Genomic DNA, 18178 nt, shown 5'->3' on the forward strand with positions numbered 1-18178 from the left:
ACTAAATTTTATCTAATACTAATTCTACAGTTTTACCAGCATAATCTGCTTGTGGTAAATTGACTGTAAATTGCGTTTTTCCATTATTATAATTGCTATTTTTTACAATATATTTTCCGTTAATTGTAACGTTAACATTCTTTAGTTGCTGTGAAGGATCGCTTATGGCGAACATTAATTGATTTGCTTTTTCTTCCATTAACACAACACAAGGTTTATCCACAGCAATACCACCCTTAATTGTTGATGTTCCTTTTTTATAAAATACAATTCCTGTTTGTTTGTTATCTAAACTTTCTACGGATTGCTGTTGTTTTGTGTTGATTATTTTGAAGGGATTGTTTTTATGCAAATCCACCATTTTATCTTGGTTTGCATTGGGTACAAGTACGTAATTATAGCTTTTGTTTTTAGGTTGCGAACCGTGATTGAACCACAACTTAAAAATATGTTCTGTTAATAATACTGGTCTGTAACGTTTTGCCACATAATTCCAACTACCTTCTAAAATGTTTGTAGAGAAATTGATATTTCCGTCTTTTGGAAATAAATATCCAATATTATCGTGTAAAATCCAGTTGGGTTGTATTGCGTTTCCTTTTCTTAAATTGGTTTGTATTTTATCATTTTCACCCACAATAACATTGCCTTTTAAAAAGGATTGATTTATAGCTGTAGTTACAGGATGATTTGTATTTGCTGAAATATCACTTCCTAAACACACAATTTTATCATCAAATAGAAACCAAGATTTTTTGGCTTTTAATCCATCTCGATTGTAATCCATCACTGCAATTCCGTTTTTACCATTGCTAACGCCACCAACAAAAGTACTATTGGTTTTAAACTGTTTAAATTTTATTACTGGAAGTGGTTTTTTATCTTGAATTATTGTTGTTCCAGGTAATTTTTTCCAGTCCCAAAAAGGAAACACATTTTCATATTCTTTTGCGTTTGTTGATAAGAGTGCAACACCATCACCCATATAATAGCCTTGAACATTTTCTTGATTTACAGACTCCGTTCCAACCACTCGTTTTGAACTCATTTTTACCGAAAAATAAAAGTCTTTTCTTCTATGCACTTGAAAATCTGATTTCCAAAAATGTTTATTTCCTGATAAGTTTTTAGAGTTTAAAGCAACATTGTAGGGCTTTGTAAATTCCTTGTCTAAAACCTTCATTTTTTGAATACATTCTTTTAAACGATTCGCTTTTTGCAATTGTTCATTAGGGAAAAGTTGTCTTCCACAAGCATTTGTGTCATAGCTATTGTTGTACAATATCCATTGCTGTCCTTCTAAAATGATGTTTCTTAAAAATTGAATTTTATCCTTTTCGAATTGAAAAGGCGTATTGTTTAAAAAAGTGTAGGTCTTTATCATATCTTCTAAATACGATAACCCATAATTACCAAATTGCAATTGTGCACCATGTTCGTGATACGACCAATCTGGTTTTACACCAACTCCTTTTGCAATTTTGAGCTCGCTTTGTATGGCTTTACTGGCAACAGCAACTGAGTCTTTTTTTCTTAGCAATAAAGAGCGAAGCATTACATTATTAGATAACCAAACCTTGTTTTGACCAGACATTTTTATTTTGGCACGATGCAGTAAAATTGTAGCCTTATTTAGCTGTTTTTGAGTCAATTCGTTTTCCATTAAAAACAGTATAGGCAACAACAATTCTGGAACTCCAATATGTTGATCGTGCCAATTGGTGCTTAAAAAATCGTTTTCTAACCAATAATTTAACCCTTTATGAATCTTTTCTGAAAGCCTTTTATCTTGATAATAGCTAGAGGATTTATTGTTATAATTAATTGCTAAGTCTTGCACGTACTGCAAATGGTCTTTAACAGGCCAATTGCTTCTAATTTTATTGGTATAATCTATGGTTGAAAATGAACCATTTTCTTGAAAACTAGATAATAAGCTTGCTATTTTTGCGTCTTCTAGCTTTTGATTGATATAATAAGTCAACACATTTTTGTGAAACGCTTTTAAGCTTTTTGGATAAGAAACTACAGCTTCTTTTGTACCATTTAATCCATTACAACTAATAAAGATAAGTAGCATTAAAAAAAGAAGTTTTCTTTGTAATTTCATAGTAGCGTATTTTCTAACCTTATTTAGGTAATATATTAATGTTTGGGCGTATTTCTTTGGTTTATAATTTGTAGTGCTTCATCAAAAGCATCCTCTTTAAAAAGTTTACGAGCCTTTTTTAAATCTCTAATTAATTTTTCTTCGGAAGATTTTTTACTCTTAATCTGCTTGTATTCCCATTTCTTTTCATTCAACAGATAAGGAATCATATATTGATAAGCTGCCTTTATGCTCCTGCCATCTTTAGAAGTAAGATTCCAAAGGTCTACGCCAACTTTTTGACCTAATTCTGCCAACTCTAAAAATGCGTGTAAATTCATTACTGAATAAGAAAAAGATTTTGTTCTTGCCAATTCAAGTGGCTGACTTCCATCTGGTTCAATTTGACTAAAAATTCTAGCTTTTGTTGTTGTTGATAGGTAGTTTTTGACTTCTTCAATTTTATTTAGATATAATAAAATATTTAACAATTGAACATCATAATGTGTAGCGTGGTTGTTTTTTCTTATAGCTTCTTCTTTTCCTAGTTTGCTATTTTTTAACCAATTGCTATACTCCGTAAACCAATTGTACATTCCTTTTTCTGTATTTTTATCTAGCAAATTGTTCGCTTTTGCGATTTCTAAAAATTGAAGAACTGCTGTTAAGCCGCTAAATTCAATAATTCCAAAACACCTACCTTCTGATTTACCAGGCACATATTGCCCAAAATTCACATTCGGATTCATTTTGGTTTCATCATCTAAAAACCAAGTATTAATAAGTTTAATACTTTTTTCGGCATATCTACTATTGTTGGTTAAAGAATAAGCTTTGGTTAAATCTCTTATGGTTGTAATAAAATTGTTTTTCTCCACATAATCTGTAAAATTATTTCGAGTTTCAGGGTTTATTTCTCCATCTTTTCTAATGTATGGTAAACCATTTGGTGTATCTGGATTTGGCCACCAATAAGGCCCAATACTCATATAATCGTGTTTGTTTTTACTTGGTGGCAACCCTGTTTTATGTACTACAGAAAATGGTTTTATAGTTAATAATGAATCTGCTTTTTGAATAAGTTGATTATCCTTTTTAGCATTGTTTTGAGTATTCTTACAACTGTATATGCTTATTAAAAGTATAAGAACTGTTAGTTTATAAAATACCGATATTCTCATTATTAAATTTTTATTTGTGTAGAAATTAAAATTGGTTCTTTGTTTATTTAGGTAGACCTTTCAGGTTTTTAAAATCTGGAAGGTCTGATAAAAGAATATTTCTTTTAAAAGTAATTAATCAATAAACAGCTCATCAATATAAGGCCCACTTTTTCCTGTGGTTTCAATTCTTATGCTATTTGCACCTGCTTTTAATCTTAAAATTGCTGGGACAAACTTCCATTCTTTTTCCCAACCACCTGTTGGTTTAAACTCTAACATCCTAACAAATTCATCGTTTAAAAATAATTTCATAGGATGCAATTCGCCTTTGTTATTATGCATATATCTAAAGCGCATGCTGTAATCGCCTTCTTCACCATCATTTTCTTGATAGAATTCTACAGAACCTTCTCCACCTTTAAAATCTACAAATCCAGTACCTTTAAAACGTCTTGCTTTTCTGCTTGCTGTGGCACTTCCTTTTAAAATACCTTCTTCTGCAGAAATATTAATTCCTCTACCAATCCACATATCTTTAGAATGTTCATCTCCCCAAAATAAGCCTTCGTTTTTACCAAAAGTTTCTTCTAGCGTTAACACTACTTTTCCGTTTTGTTTTACAATGGCTTTTACAGTGGTATTGTCTTCAATTTCAAAAGCACCTTTGTAAAGTATTCCATTTGTTTCAGGATTATCGCCATTTATGGTATATGAAATTTGTAAATCTGATGCTTTTAATACTCCAACTACTGCAAATTGTTCGGCTGCTATGGTTATTTTATTAGAAAGGTATAAAGCTTTATCACCTAAAATGGAAGCTGTAATTACAGATGCATTTTTAGCATTAGGTTGTTCTCTTAAAAATAATCTTGTTTTTCCAAAAAACAAGGCTCTAAAATCAGATTTTGTTCTGCTTGTAGGATCAATTGGATTTCCATTTTCCATAGAAATGATTTTTACATCACCTAGAATATTGTAGTAGATTTTATTTTCTCCATAAGGATACAAATTATCATTTTCATCTAAACTTTGGGAGGTAATGATGTAGCTCGTAGTAAAAGAATCTTCAGCATCTAACTTTTGAATGCTTGTTTTTAATTTTGAAGGTTGTTTACTCGTGGAAAATGAAGTTCTTTTGACTTCTTTTCCATCAATATACCCAACTGCTTCCAATTTTCCTTCTTGGTAAGGCACCATCCACTCACATTGCATTTCGTTCCAAACCGTTCCAGGTTTGTCTTTTCCTAACGATTTTCCGTTTAAAAATAGTTCAACTTCATCTGCATTAGAATACACCCAAACTGGAATAACCGTTCCTTTTTTCATTCTTGGATGCGACCAATGTGGTAACATGTGAATCATTGGTTCTTTAGTCCATTGACTTTGGTAGAAATAAAATAAATCCTTTTTAAAACCAGCTACATCTAAGGCGCCTCCCATAAATAAATTGAAAGGTAAACCTCCGTGCACCAAACCAGCTTCTCCATAATAATCGAAACCTGTCCATCTAAAATGACCACTATGCCAAGGATTGTCTCGCATTACTTCCCAATATTTTCTGGCTGAAACTCTTACTGTAGCATTGTCATAAGACGAATTGAAACTTTGTTTTCTGTTTCTCCAATTTTTAGGATTGATTCCTTCGTAAAAGAAAATTTCTTTTTCAGTTAGATTTGGTAATTCATAAGTTCCAGGTAATTCGTTATCTCTCCACCACGTTTGTGTTCTGTAATACCCTCTAGTTTGCCAAGTATGTGGTGCTTCAGTAGAAATAAATGGTTTATCAAACGTTTTACTTTCTATAAACGATTTGGTTTCAGATCCTCCATTAACACCAGTAATATCCATATCTTCAGGATTTCCTGCACCTGATGTAAATAATCGTGTTGGGTCTAAACTTTTTCCGAATTTTACCAATTCTGGTCCAATTGGGCTATGGGTTTCATTTCCTAAACTCCACACAAAAATACTTGGGTGATTTCTGTCTCTTGTTATCCATTCTGTTACATCACGTTGCCACCATTCATCAAAAGCTTGCTTTCCATAATCTTGTGGTGCTTTTTTGTGCCAACCGTCAAAAATTTCATCCATCACCAATAAACCGATTTCATCACAAATATCATAAAACATAGGTGGAGTAGGGTTGTGAGAAGGGCGAATGGTATTAATTCCCATATCTTTTAAAGATTGTAGTTTCCAACGCAGCATTGGTTTTGTCCAAGCACCTCCAACAGGACCACCTTCCCAATGTTCACAAACACCTTTTAACTTTACATTTTCTCCATTTAACCAAAATCCAGTGTCTATTTTCCATTCTACGGTTTTAAATCCAAATGTGGTTTCAATTTTATCAATAACTTTTTTTCCTTTTAAAATTTGAGTAACTGCTTTATAAATATTAGGAGTTTCTGGACTCCATAATTGTGGGTTTTTTACTTCTAATTGATAGTTAGGATTTGCCGCTAATAGTTTTTCGCTTTTATCTGTCAATTCTTTTCCTTCAGGAGAAAATAGTTTTACTTCGTATTTTAATCCTTTTAATTTTCCATTGATTTCTGCATCAATAGTAACTGTTGCATTATTATCAGAAATTGAAGGTGTTTTTATAAAAATACTGTTTGGTTTAAAATGTGTCTTATTTACTTCAATCAACTTTACTTGCGCGTAAATTCCACAAGGATGATACCAACGTGCAGAAGGTTCTAAAGAATTATCAACTCGAACTGCAATGGTGTTTTTTCCTTCTTTTAGGTATTTAGAAATATCATATCTAAAACTGATATAACCATAAGGTCTTTTGCCTAAAAGATTGCCATTTACCCAAACTTCAGAATTCATATAAACCCCATCAAAATTGATGTACGTAATTTTTGAAAGACTTTCTTTTTTTACGTTGAATTGTTTTCTGTACCAACCAATTCCACCATCATGATAACCACCACCTTGTCCTTGATCGCCACCTTTTCTTACGCCTTTTTCAAAAGACCAATCGTGAGGTACGTTTAGGTTTTTCCAGCTTTTCGTATCAAAAGATTCTTTTGAAAATGAAGGGTTATCTTCTAAAATAAAACTCCAATTGTTGTTGAAGTTGGTTTCTATTCTTTGTGCATTATATTGACGGGTAAAAATGAATAAAAAAAAGATTAGAAATATGTTTTTCATTTTGAGGTATGGTTTTTGCTTAGGTTTCAAACTTACCTTTTAAATAATGATTAATAATCCTGTACTGTCAGGATTTAATAATATTATTTTTATAGCTGAGATGCTATATTTTTGAATTAAATTTTTCTCCAAATTCAGAAGGTGTTAGTCCGTATTTTTTCTTAAAACACTGACTAAAATATTTGGGTCTCTTAAAGCCAACTTTGTAGCTAACTTCTGCCACGCTAAGTTTGTCTAACTCTAATAATTTAGAAGCGTGTTTTAGTCTTATTTCTTGTATAAAATCGTTTGGGGTTGCATTTGCCCAAGCTTTAATTTTGGTAAACAACATTGAACGACTTACGCCTAAATCTTCTGAAAACTGTGCAATATTAAAATCTGCATTTGCAATATTATCTTTAACAATTTTAAAAGCTTTTTCTAATAGTTTTTGGTCTATAGAAGTCAAAGAAATATCTAAGGTTTCAAAACTAGTATTAGACATAAATTTATTTTTTAAACTTTGTTTAGAGTCTAAAATGTTTTTAATTTTGAGGGTGAATTCTTTAATATTAAAAGGTTTTGTTATGTAATCATCTGCGCCACTTTCTAAACCTTCAAATTTGTAAACTAAAGAAGTTCTTGAGGTTAATAAAATTACAGGAATATGGCTTGTTGTAATACTTGTTTTTATTTTAGAGCACAACTCTGTGCCTACCATTTCTGGCATTACTACATCACTAACAATTAAATCGGGTAAATGCTTAGTGGCAAGATTAAACGCTTCTTTTCCGTTTTTAGCTTGTAAAATGTTATAGTTTTCTTTTAAAATTTCTTTCATAAAAGATCTTAAAACAGTGTTGTCTTCTACAATAAGAATGGTCTGTTTTTGTTCCTCTAAAATTAAATTTTTAACGGGTTTGTTTTTCTCGTATTTTGGTAAATTTATTTGGGTGATGTATTGCGAAACATCGTCACTTTTTTTGAAATTTGGTATAATTTCTTTTTCAGATAAATGTGTTGTACCCAAGTTTAACTTTACTGTAAATTTTGCACCATGTGGTTTTATGTTTTCTACAGAAATATCTCCATGATGCAGTTTTACTATGTTTTTAGCGATAGATAAACCAATTCCTGTTCCTTTTACATGATTTGTGTTGGTTTGTTTATGCACTGCAACTTCAAAAAAACGATCAAATATTTTATCTATAAATTCTTCAGAAATACCTACGCCAGAATCTTCGATGGTAATAACTACTTTTTTATTTTGTTGGCTAATTTTTACAAATATATTTCCTCCATTTTTAGTATAACGAAAGGCATTAGATATTAAATTATAAAAAACACGCTCTAGTTTATAGCGATCATAATACACCAAAATTTCTTCTTCTGATGGTAAGTATTGATAATTGTAGTTACCATCTTTGGCATGCTCTGAAAATGATAAAAAGATTTCTTGTAAAAACTTTACAATATTACCTTCTGCAGTGGCTAATTGAAATTGATTGCTTTCTAATTTTCTAAAATCCATTAATCTATTAATAAGTCTTAAAAGATGATTGGTACTACTTTCTATAATTTTTAGTTTCTTATAGATTTCACTTGGGCCAGAATAATCTGAAAGTATTTTTTCGAGTGGTGCTGTAATTAAGGTTAATGGTGTTCTAAATTCATGAGAAATGTTGGTAAAAAATTCTAATTTCACCTTATTTAATTCTTCATTTTTTTTGTTGGTAATAGATTCTAACTTCAACTTGTCTTTTAATCTTGCTTTAGATTGTATAAACCAAGAAATTCCGTACAAGGCAATAAATAGTAACAGTAAATAAATAGTGTAAGCCCACCAGGTTTTCCAAGGAGCAGGATGTATAATTACGTTTATATTAGCGGGTCTATTGTTCCAAACATTGTCATGATTTGCTCCTTTTACTTGAAATGTATATTCGCCTGCACTTTGCAAAGTAAAATAGGCTTCTGTTTGATTGGTGTAGGTCCAAGAGTTATCTAGGCCTTTTAAACGATATGCGTATTTATTCCCTTTAGAGTTTATGTAATTGGGTAGCGCGTAGCTAATAGAAAAATTAGAATTCTTGTAATCTAATTCTAAAGCATCTGAGTAGTTTAAGCTTTTAGATAAGATCATATCATCTGTATCTAAATTTACTTCTTTATTTTTTATTTTTAATTTAGATAAGACTACTCTAGGTACATCTGTACTTTTTATTATTTTTTCTGTATTAAAGGTAGTTACTCCAAATAAATCTCCAAAATAAAATTGTTTTCCAATTTTTAAACTCGAGTTTGGTCTAAACTTGTTGTTTGCTATGATGTTGTTATGGTTATAGGTAAAACTTTTACTTGTATTAATGTTATACCTTACAATGCCTATATCTGTACTTAGCCATAAAACTCCTTTTTCTCCTTCTAAGATAGAATGTACTGATGTAAATTTATCTCTATTTGGGAAATTTACAATTTCTGTTTTGTTATTTTTTATTTTATACAAGCCTCTGGTTGTAGTTCCTATCCAGATTACATTTTTGGAGTCTTTAAAAACAGCACTCACATTATAAGTTAATAGTGGTCTGTTTTTAAAGTAATTGTTAATTTTGGCTATACCTTTTTCATTTATTTTTATTGTCGAAACTCCGCCAATACCTCCAACTAGTATTTCATCATTAGTATCAATATAAATGGATTTAATAATGTTAGAAGCTATCCTATTTCTAGCAAATTGTCTTATTTTTTTTGTATCGCAATTGTAACGTATTATCCCTAAACCATTCGCACCAATAATTAAATTGTTTTTAGAATCTTTTTTAATATCATTTACTATTGAGTTTTTTAAAAGATCTTTTAAAGGTTTAGAAATTATATTAGGACGTATTTTTTTCAATTTTACATCATAAACAATAATACCTTTGTTTTCTGTGCCAATAAAAAGCAGGTTATCTATATTGTTGTAAAACAATGTTTTAATGGGGTGTGTTCTGTTTTTTTCAGTACTTTTTATTCTAAATATTTCAGAAACATTGCCATTTTTATCAAAAACATTTACAACACCTTTTTCTGTAGCAAAGTATATGTTTTTTTCTTGGTCTGTAACAATACTGTTGGTAATGTTATTATTTGATTTTTTGTTCTTAAAATGTAAAAAATTTTGGTAAGATTTATCCCAAGTAATTACGCCGCCATTTTGTGTACCCAACCAAATTAATCCATTTTTATCTTTAAATATAGTTCTAATGTAATTTTGAATAGGACTATAATTGTCAACATTATTTTCATTTATAAATGTGGTTTGGTTATTTGAATCAATTATATAAAGTCCGTTTGTAGTAGCAATCCATAAATTTTTATCACTATCTATTTCCAAATCTCTTACATCTAAGTTCTGTGGAATATTTATTTTTTTAGGGTATTCAAATTTTTTTGTTTTCGTATTAAAGTGCAAAAAGCCATTATATTTAGTGCCCAAACCAATAATTTCTGGAGATAGTTGTAAAACACTGTTAATGTGAAACTTATTTTTTTTATTATTTAAATTATATTCACTCGTAATAAATTTATAGTTTTTATCTCTATCTACTTTTATCAGACCATCGTTTGTAGCCAACCATATAATATTTTTATTATCTCTGTAAATGTCATTTATTGCTCTAGAACCTTTTTTAGGGTTTTTAGTTAAAAATCTTTTAAAGTTTTTCGTTCTTTTGTTGTAGATAGAAACTCCGTTTGCGGTACCAAACCAAATATTTCCTCTGTACATTTCTAAGCTACAGATAATTAGACTATTGCTTAAAGAGAATTTATTTGAAGCTCTTCTATAAAACCTTTTAAAAGTATTGTTTTTAGGGTCGTATCTGTTTAAACCATTAAAAGTACCAGCCCAAATTATACCCTCTTTGTCTATAAGTATATTAGATACTTCGCTACTACTGATACTAAATTTATCTCTTGGTTTATTTCTATAAATGGTAAATTCTCTGCCGTTATATTTGTTTAAACCATTACTTGTAGCAAACCAAATCTGCCCAAATTTATCTTCTTGTATTGCTGTAACTGTATTGTTTGAAAGACCGTCTGAAATATTAATATTCTTAAAATTATAACTACTCAATTGAGCAGAGGCCAACTTTGTAAATAACAACAGTATAAATAAAAATATTTTTTGTTTCATTAAAAGCTTATTTCAGCAGAAGTTTTTTTAATCTCTTCGAAGGTAAAAAAAATACATTTGTCTGAATACTAAATTTTATAAAAAAAATAAGGAAGTCTGTTTCAGACTTCCTTCTGTGTAAATTTTATATTTTAAGGTTATTATAACGAAGCTCTATCTATAAAATTAACTGGAATTTTTATTTTTTCTTTCTTTTTTTGTAGAACCATTTGAGCGGCTTCTTTCCCCATAGATAAAAAGTTGGTGGTAATTACGGTAATACCTAGTAATTGTTTTAGAGGATTATCATTGTAAGAAATTACACCTACTTCTTTGCCTAAAGTAAAACCGTTACTTTTAGTTTTATTTACAATTTTTACTAAATCGTTGTCTTCTATGGTGATAAATAAACTTTGAGAGGTTATTTCCGTTTGCGCTGTTACTTCCTCTAAAATTTCAAATTCGAAATTATTTTGGGTACAGAATTTTTTGAAACCTGTTAATATTTTTGAAGGATATGGATAAAATGTAGCTTTAGGATATACCAAGTTTATTTTTTTGTACTTGCTAACTTTATCTTTACCAATATGTAAAGCTTCTATGATATCTTGTTCAAAATCTTGGGTGACTTCTATAAAGTCTCCTGAGATTTGGTTTTCTTTGTTATCTAGTATTATTAAATTATCTTTAGGTAACTCATTTATTGCTTTAAGTACTTTATCTGTGCTACTTTTATGCAAAAGATTATCTGTTCTAAAATGAGGAATAATAGCATAATAGTTGTAGGTAGTTTTATGCTTATTAATAAGTTCTAGAAACAGAGATTCGTCACAATGATAGCTTTGTAAATCTACATTAAATCTATTTCCAATTTCTTTTACAAAAGCATCATATATTTTCATTTTAAATAAACTTAATTTGTTTACTAAGAAAAGTATATTTGGCCTAAACGTTACTTCATTTTGAGCAACATAGGTACCTTTACCATGAACGGAAACTAAAACTTTTTGCTTTTTTAAAACACTGTAGGCTCTTTCTACAGTATCTCTAGATAGGTAAAACTCTTCACTTAATTTATTAATAGACGGTATTTTGTCGCCAATTTTTACTTTGCCTATGGTTATATTATAAATTATAGAATCTATAATTTGAATATATTTAGGCACCATAGATGATGTGTCTAATTTAATAAATTCAACCATAATATTAATTTTTAAATATTACGGTAAAATTAAATAACTAGAATATATTAGAAATCTTAATTATGGTAGCCAATAGTTTTTTAACATTTTTATATACTATATTGATAATAATTTTAAAAATGCCCTACTTTCTTGGTATATCGTTTTGTAAAAAGGGTTTGTCTCTTGGAAATTGAGCCTCTAAAAGAACTTTCATTCGCTGCTCTATTTTCTTGTATTTTTTATTTTTAGACAGGTTTACATAAGAAAGTAAACTTTTTTTATGTTCATACAATTCTGCTTCTATAATTTTATGTGTTTTAGAATCTCTCCATTCTGTGTAACGCCATTTACCATCTGTAGCAGTAACTCCCATAATTTTAGGACCTCTTGCATATACACTGTAAGCAGCTTTGTCCCACTTTTTTTTAGGTTTGTTAAGCACAGGCACTATACTTTTACCATCTGAAGGTGGGGCGTTTTTTAAATCGCATATTTCTACTAAAGTTGAAAAAATATCTACATTTTCTACTAAAGCATCTGTTTTTTTATTGGTAACTCTATTTTTATAATTAGTTTCTCTACTTATAATTAAGGGCACTCTAACATCTATTTCCATGTTAGATTGTTTGCACCAAGATGCATAATCACCAATTTTATACCCATGATCACTCATAAAAATAATCATGGTGTTTTTCTTTAAATCTAATTCTTCTAAGGTATTCATTACCTTACCAATTTGAGCGTCTATATAACTTATAGAAGCGTGGTAACCGTGAATTAAGTCTCTTGTTAAGTCGTCATTTAAATCCCCTTTTTTAGGAATTCCATGGTATCCTTTTAATTCTCCCCACTTTGGTAAGGCTAATCTGTAAACTCCTTCAGGTTTTTTTCTAGAAGGTATTTTAAAATCGTTTTTGTTGTACAAATCCCAATATTTTTTTGGCGAATTGTAAGGTAAATGTGGTTTGCTTAAGCCAACAAACATTAAAAATTTATCATTTTTTACCTTTTGTAAGGTTTCTATAGCATATTTTGCAACTCTACCATCTTTATAGCCTTCATCAGCAACATCTGCATTTTCAAAAGCAGGCCCTTTTACTCTTTTTTTGCCTGCTGCTTTTAAATCGTTTATTAAAGCAATGTTTTCTGGTTTTAAATAGGAGTTTTCTTCTTTTTCAAAAAATGAAGACCAAACTTTTTTATCATCTCTACCATGATGAAATACTTTACCAATACTAATGGTTTTATAGCCATTTTTATTAAAAAGTTGTGGCATAGAAACCACCTCTTTATGTATTTTACGAAGTGGTGTAAAAATACTGTATATACCTAAAGTTTCCGGACGTAAACCTGTTAAAGTACTCATTCTAGAAGGTGCACAAATTGCTTGTTGCACATAGGCTTTATTAAATAAAACACCATCTTTTGCAAGCTTGTCTATATTTGGGGTTATTGCTGTTTCACTGCCATAACAGCCTAATTCTGCTCTTAAATCATCAACATAAAAAACCACTACATTAGGTTTTTCTTTTTGCGCATAAATTGATGAAAATGATAATATTGCTATAAATAACACTATGTATTTATTCATAATCTGAATAATTTTAATTGATGTTTTGTTTACTTTTCTATAAAATTCAGTAAAATACTTTTTACATCATTAACTGTACCTTGTTTTAAACCGTCGTTTACATTAGCACCAGTTATCCAATATAAAACCATACCAGCATCAGAACAATCCCATTTTCCTTTTTGAAATCGAACCACATCATCTACTTCAGCCATTTTACCATACATCCAAACTTGTTGTAATCTTTTGTCTTTATGGTCTCTAGCCCAATCCCATTCTTTAATAGGCACTTTTAGTTTAATATTTTGGTCTGGAATTCTAACTTCCTCCACACCAAAATCTAGTATTTGTTGCCAAGTATAAAAATCTCCAGCATCATCATTGGCAGGATGATGTGTGATTACTTTTACATATTTGTGTTTCTTTTTAGAACTTTTATCTAGTGCAAAACCAATAATATCTGGCTCACCAGCTTCAATAATCCAAAGTGGGTCTTCTGCAGAAGATGCATTAATTGCTTTTGCCAAATCTTTAACGGTTTCTTTTTGATTCCATTTGGCATCTAAAAATTTAAGATCTCCAAAACCTCCCCAACGTCTAGCAGTAACATCGCAAACACTTTGCATTAACGCATGTCTTTCTCTTTCTGCTTTTTCAGAAATTCTTTTTACACGAACCAAATCGCAACTATGCGAATAATGCACCAATTTATTGGCTAAACCAGTAGCACGTAATAAAGCTAAAGTAACTGCAGTACCACCTAAATCATCAGGATCTGGAGAGTTACCATCTGCAACAACAGCAATACGTCCTTTTGGTGCATCAACTAAAGGAGTGTTATTTTGTACAACTTTTAAAGTACCCTCAAAAGGTGTTTTAACAATTCTTTTACCTTTACCAACTGGTGTAAAAACAATACCAGACCAACGTGCTCTTGCCCATTCTTTACCATCTGCACTACCTATTTTGGCAATTACTGTAATTTTATCACCTTTCTTAAATTTTACATTTTCCCATAATTTGTTGTTTCTTTCGCCTTCTTCAAAAACATCTTGGGTTAAAGGTGGTTTAAAAGTCCCTAATTCTTTATTATTTAGTAGCACTTTAAATTCAGATTGTCCGTCATTTTCGCCAACGGCAACAAAAACCATATCATAATTACCACTTCTAAAAGTAAATGGAGCAGTAGCTTTTGCTTCTTTTTGTTTGTTTGGATTAATTCCTAACCATTTTCCGCCTGCGTGTTTGTAAAATCCGGTTCCTTTTATTGGAAAATCTGCTATAGGCAAGGTTTTGTTTTTTAAAAGTGAAGCGCCAATTTGTTTGTAATACGATTGTAAAGGCCAAAGTGTAGTTGCTTTTGCACCTAAATCTTTTGGTTTGTAGTTAATATCTTTTGTTAAAATGAATTTATCAAATTCAAAACCATCTTCTCGCATACTAAATTGTATGTCGTGCAAACCTTTTTTATCAATATCTAAATAAATTTGTTGTGGCACACCACAATGTGCTGCTTTTGTTCTTTGCTTGCTTTCCCAAGTCCATTTATTTTTTCCTTGGCACCATTGCATACGTTTTCCGTTTTCTGGCCATTTTCCGTTTAAACCAACATGCAAACCATTGTCTTCACTTCCTGTGCTAAAAGCGCGCACCCAAACATAGTAACGTCCAGGATTTGTTATTCTAACTTTATAATGTAAAATACCTAGTTCACCAGCTTTATTAGAAAAGTTTTCTCCGTTTACTAATTTATCTGAATGGGTAACTCTAGTATCTGGTAAAATTTCTACATAAGTATTGTTACTAGCGTTTTTATGATTCGATTTGTCTTTGTCTGGAGTAACTTTTGTCTGAGCATTTTTAGCAGTAATGTACCATTGTCTAACATCAGATTTACTTTGTTTGTAAAAGTATTCTGCTTCAACAGAAACCAAACCATTGTTTTCCATAAAAACAACATCTTTATCAGCAATTGGAGTGTTTAGTTTTACACTTTGTGCTTGTAAAAATGAACTAGCCACAAAAAATAACGATAGTATTAACCTTAATTTCATTTATAATTATTTTAATGTTGATTGAAAGGTATATTGCCCAGGTTGAACTTCTAATTCGAAAGCGTCTTTGCCTGAATTCAATAATTTCACATTCGAATTAGTTTCAAAAGTTGTACCATTTAATACAAGTTTTTGTTTTGTGTCTGCAGGAATAATAACTTTTGCAGTTGTATTTGGAGGAATAGTAACTTTTAATTGAAATTCATCGTTTTTAATCTCCCAAGTAGAAGAAACTTTACCATAAGGTGTTTCTAGACTTGTGGAAGCAGATGTTAATGGTTTTCTTGGTTCTGGAGCAATTTTTATTACTTTATAACCTGCTTCTAGTGGAGCTATTCCTCCAATACGTTCGTACATCCACTCTCCAATTGCTCCGTATGCATAGTGATTTAAACTATTCATACTCATTGGGTTGTAACCTTCTGTTTTGCTGTAGCTATTCCAACGTTCCCAAATAGTGGTTGCACCTTGATTGATAGAATAAAACCAAGAAGGATATGTTTCGTTAAAAATTAGTTTGTAAACCATATCTATTTCTCCCATTTCATCTAAAACTTTTGACAATAAAGGAGTTCCTAAAAAACCAGTTCTTAAATGATAATCTGCTTCTTTTAGTTTTCGTAATAGATTTGCTTGAGCATTTTTTACTTTATGGTCTGGTAATAAATCAAATGCCAATGCCAATAAATAAGATGTTTGCGTTTCTGTAGCTCCCTTTACCTTTCCAGTTTCGTCAAAAAACTTTTTATCGAATGCATTCGCAACTTCCTTGTAAATACTTTCGTATTTTGTTTGTTCATCAGTTTTTCCTAAAACCTCTGCTGCTAAAGCTGTTAATTTTGCTGAACGCGCAAAAAATGCGGTTCCTATTAAATTTCTAGATGTATCACCTGTATTTTTTCCACTTTCTGGATAAGGTTGCAACCAATCTGAAAAAGACATCATGTTAGAAATATTGTTTCTAGATTTTTTTTGATGATAGCCAACCCATTCTTTCATCATTTCGAAATTATCTTCTAAAAAACCAATATCTCCTGTTCTTTTATAAATTTTCCAAGGGATAATGGTACCTACATCTCCCCAACCTGAACTTGCTATTTTATTGCCTCTTGTGTCTGGCACTGTCCAAGGAATAGCACCATCTTCTAATTGCGCTTCTCTAACACTTTGCAACCAACTGGCCCAAAATTTGTAAACATCTGCGTTAAACATAGAGGTTGGCCCAAAAACTTGTGCATCTCCTGTCCAGCCCAAACGTTCGTTTCTTTGTGGGCAATCTGTTGGAATGTCTAAGAAATTACCACGTAAACCCCAAACAATATTGCTTTGTAACTGATTTAGTTTTTTATGTGAAGTAGTAAATGTACCATTATCATCAAAATCTGAATATAATACGAGACCTTTTACCCAATCTTTAGTTGGTTGTTTTGAAGTATCAAAACCACTTAATTCTACAAATCTAAACCCGTGAAAAGTAAACTTAGGTGTATAATTTATAGTACCATCTTCTTTAGCTATATAGTAGTCTGTAGAACGTGCACTTCTATAATTTTTGGTATAAAAAGTACCATCTGGAGAAAGCATTTCTGCAAAACGTACTCTTAAAGTGTCTCCTTTTTTCATAGGAACACTTACTTTAGGAACACCAACCATATTCTGATTAAAATCAAAAATTACAGCACCGTCTTTTTTTGTAATCTCTTTTGAGGTTAATTCTATTTTTGCTTTAACTGCAGTGTGTCTTTTTGGTTCGAGGTTTACTTTGTTATCAAGGTTTTCAACCTCTACATTCGTCCATTTTTTATCATCAAAATTATTGGTTGTCCAATCTGGCATTACTAAGTTGGCATTATAAATTTCTCCATCATAAATTTCTGCAAATTGTAACGGCCCATTTGTAGTTCCTTTCCAAGTTTTATCAGAAAGAATAACTTTTTTTGTGCCATCTTTCATAGTTAATTCTAACTGACATAACACTTTTGGTGAAACAGAATTATTCCAAGGTGTGGTATTCCATAACAACCTACCTGAATACCAACCAGAAGCCAACTCTACACCGATTGTGTTTTGCCCAGATGCTATTAAATTAGTAACATCGTAGGTTAAAGTTTCTATTCGCTTATCGTAAGTTGTAAATCCTGGTGACATGGCATCATCACTTACATCTTTTCCATTTATAGCTACATCAAAAACACCTTTTGCAGTAATGTATAATCTTGCAGAGGTTACATCATTAGACAATTCAAACCCTTTACGTAAATATTGTGGTTTATGTATTAGAACTTTTTCTCTTCCTCTTATGCTGTCTTTTGCAGTATCTAAACCAACCCATTTTGCTTTCCAGTCGCTATTGTTTAATAAACCTAGTTCAAAGTGATTGGTCTCACTCCATTTAGAAACCTCATTATTTTGATTCCAGTATTTTATTTGCCAATATACTTTTTGTCTCGATTGTAATTGTTTTCCTTGATATTTTACCCAAATAGATTGCGCTGTTTCTTGCTTTTTAGAGTCCCATAAATCTGGATTATTTGGCAACAAATCTGGACTTGAAGCAGCTACAATTTGATATGCAGATTGACTTTTAATGTTTTCTAAAGCAGGTAATTTCCAGGAAAATGTTGGTGTTGTATCATAAAAACCCAAAGGGTTTTTAAAACCCTCGGAAATTGATAAATCTATTGCTTTTTCTAATATAGGTTGTTTTTTACAAGCGGAAAGAACAAGCAAACTTATAACGAAGGCAAAACAAGAGTTAAAAATCGATTTTTTATTCATTGGAAATTAGTTTGAGAAATTGAAACTGTTAGCAAACATC

Annotated in this window: 8 protein-coding genes; all 8 read right to left on the bottom strand. The window is 30.7% G+C overall.

All coding sequences use genetic code 11. The features are described from left to right. Position 1: 1 nt before the first annotated feature. On the bottom strand, positions 2-2110 hold the full coding sequence (locus Q0684_RS02945) for a polysaccharide lyase 8 family protein (protein WP_299012548.1): 2109 nt from the start codon (positions 2108-2110) through the stop codon (positions 2-4). 35 nt (positions 2111-2145) lie between these two features. Then, entirely contained in the window at positions 2146-3270 is a 1125-nt protein-coding gene (locus tag Q0684_RS02950; protein WP_299012549.1) for an alginate lyase family protein, read from the bottom strand. A gap of 114 nt (positions 3271-3384) precedes the next feature. Next, a complete protein-coding gene (locus Q0684_RS02955) occupies positions 3385-6414 on the bottom strand; it encodes a sugar-binding domain-containing protein (protein WP_299012550.1) in 3030 nt (1009 codons plus the stop codon). A 103-nt stretch (positions 6415-6517) separates the two neighbouring features. Further along, positions 6518-10573 carry a two-component regulator propeller domain-containing protein gene (locus Q0684_RS02960; protein ID WP_299012551.1) on the bottom strand — a complete coding sequence of 1352 codons (4056 nt, stop codon included), beginning with the start codon at positions 10571-10573 and terminating at the stop codon, positions 6518-6520. Positions 10574-10713: 140 nt separating this feature from the next. Continuing rightward, positions 10714-11754, bottom strand: a complete 1041-nt coding sequence (locus tag Q0684_RS02965; RefSeq protein WP_299012552.1) for a GntR family transcriptional regulator — start codon at positions 11752-11754, stop codon at positions 10714-10716. A 124-nt stretch (positions 11755-11878) separates the two neighbouring features. Beyond that, positions 11879-13327 carry a sulfatase gene (locus Q0684_RS02970; RefSeq protein ID WP_299012553.1) on the bottom strand — a complete coding sequence of 483 codons (1449 nt, stop codon included), beginning with the start codon at positions 13325-13327 and terminating at the stop codon, positions 11879-11881. Between the two features lie 29 nt (positions 13328-13356). Continuing rightward, positions 13357-15360 (bottom strand): hypothetical protein, encoded by a 2004-nt coding sequence (locus Q0684_RS02975; protein ID WP_299012554.1) that lies wholly within the window; start codon positions 15358-15360, stop codon positions 13357-13359. A gap of 6 nt (positions 15361-15366) precedes the next feature. Beyond that, the gene (locus Q0684_RS02980) at positions 15367-18138 is read right to left on the bottom strand and encodes a family 78 glycoside hydrolase catalytic domain (RefSeq protein WP_299012555.1); all 2772 of its coding nucleotides are present in this window, start codon (positions 18136-18138) and stop codon (positions 15367-15369) included. Positions 18139-18178 lie beyond the last annotated feature (40 nt).

This window comes from uncultured Polaribacter sp. (genome assembly GCF_947503875.1).
Classification (GTDB): Bacteria; Bacteroidota; Bacteroidia; order Flavobacteriales; family Flavobacteriaceae; genus Polaribacter.

Coding starts and splice junctions, on each gene's coding strand:
- Q0684_RS02970 (WP_299012553.1), bottom strand. CDS start 13,327: ATGAATAAATACATAGTGTTATTTATAGCAATATTATCATTTTCATCA.
- Q0684_RS02950 (WP_299012549.1), bottom strand. CDS start 3,270: ATGAGAATATCGGTATTTTATAAACTAACAGTTCTTATACTTTTAATA.
- Q0684_RS02955 (WP_299012550.1), bottom strand. CDS start 6,414: ATGAAAAACATATTTCTAATCTTTTTTTTATTCATTTTTACCCGTCAA.
- Q0684_RS02945 (WP_299012548.1), bottom strand. CDS start 2,110: ATGAAATTACAAAGAAAACTTCTTTTTTTAATGCTACTTATCTTTATT.
- Q0684_RS02975 (WP_299012554.1), bottom strand. CDS start 15,360: ATGAAATTAAGGTTAATACTATCGTTATTTTTTGTGGCTAGTTCATTT.
- Q0684_RS02980 (WP_299012555.1), bottom strand. CDS start 18,138: ATGAATAAAAAATCGATTTTTAACTCTTGTTTTGCCTTCGTTATAAGT.
- Q0684_RS02965 (WP_299012552.1), bottom strand. CDS start 11,754: ATGGTTGAATTTATTAAATTAGACACATCATCTATGGTGCCTAAATAT.
- Q0684_RS02960 (WP_299012551.1), bottom strand. CDS start 10,573: ATGAAACAAAAAATATTTTTATTTATACTGTTGTTATTTACAAAGTTG.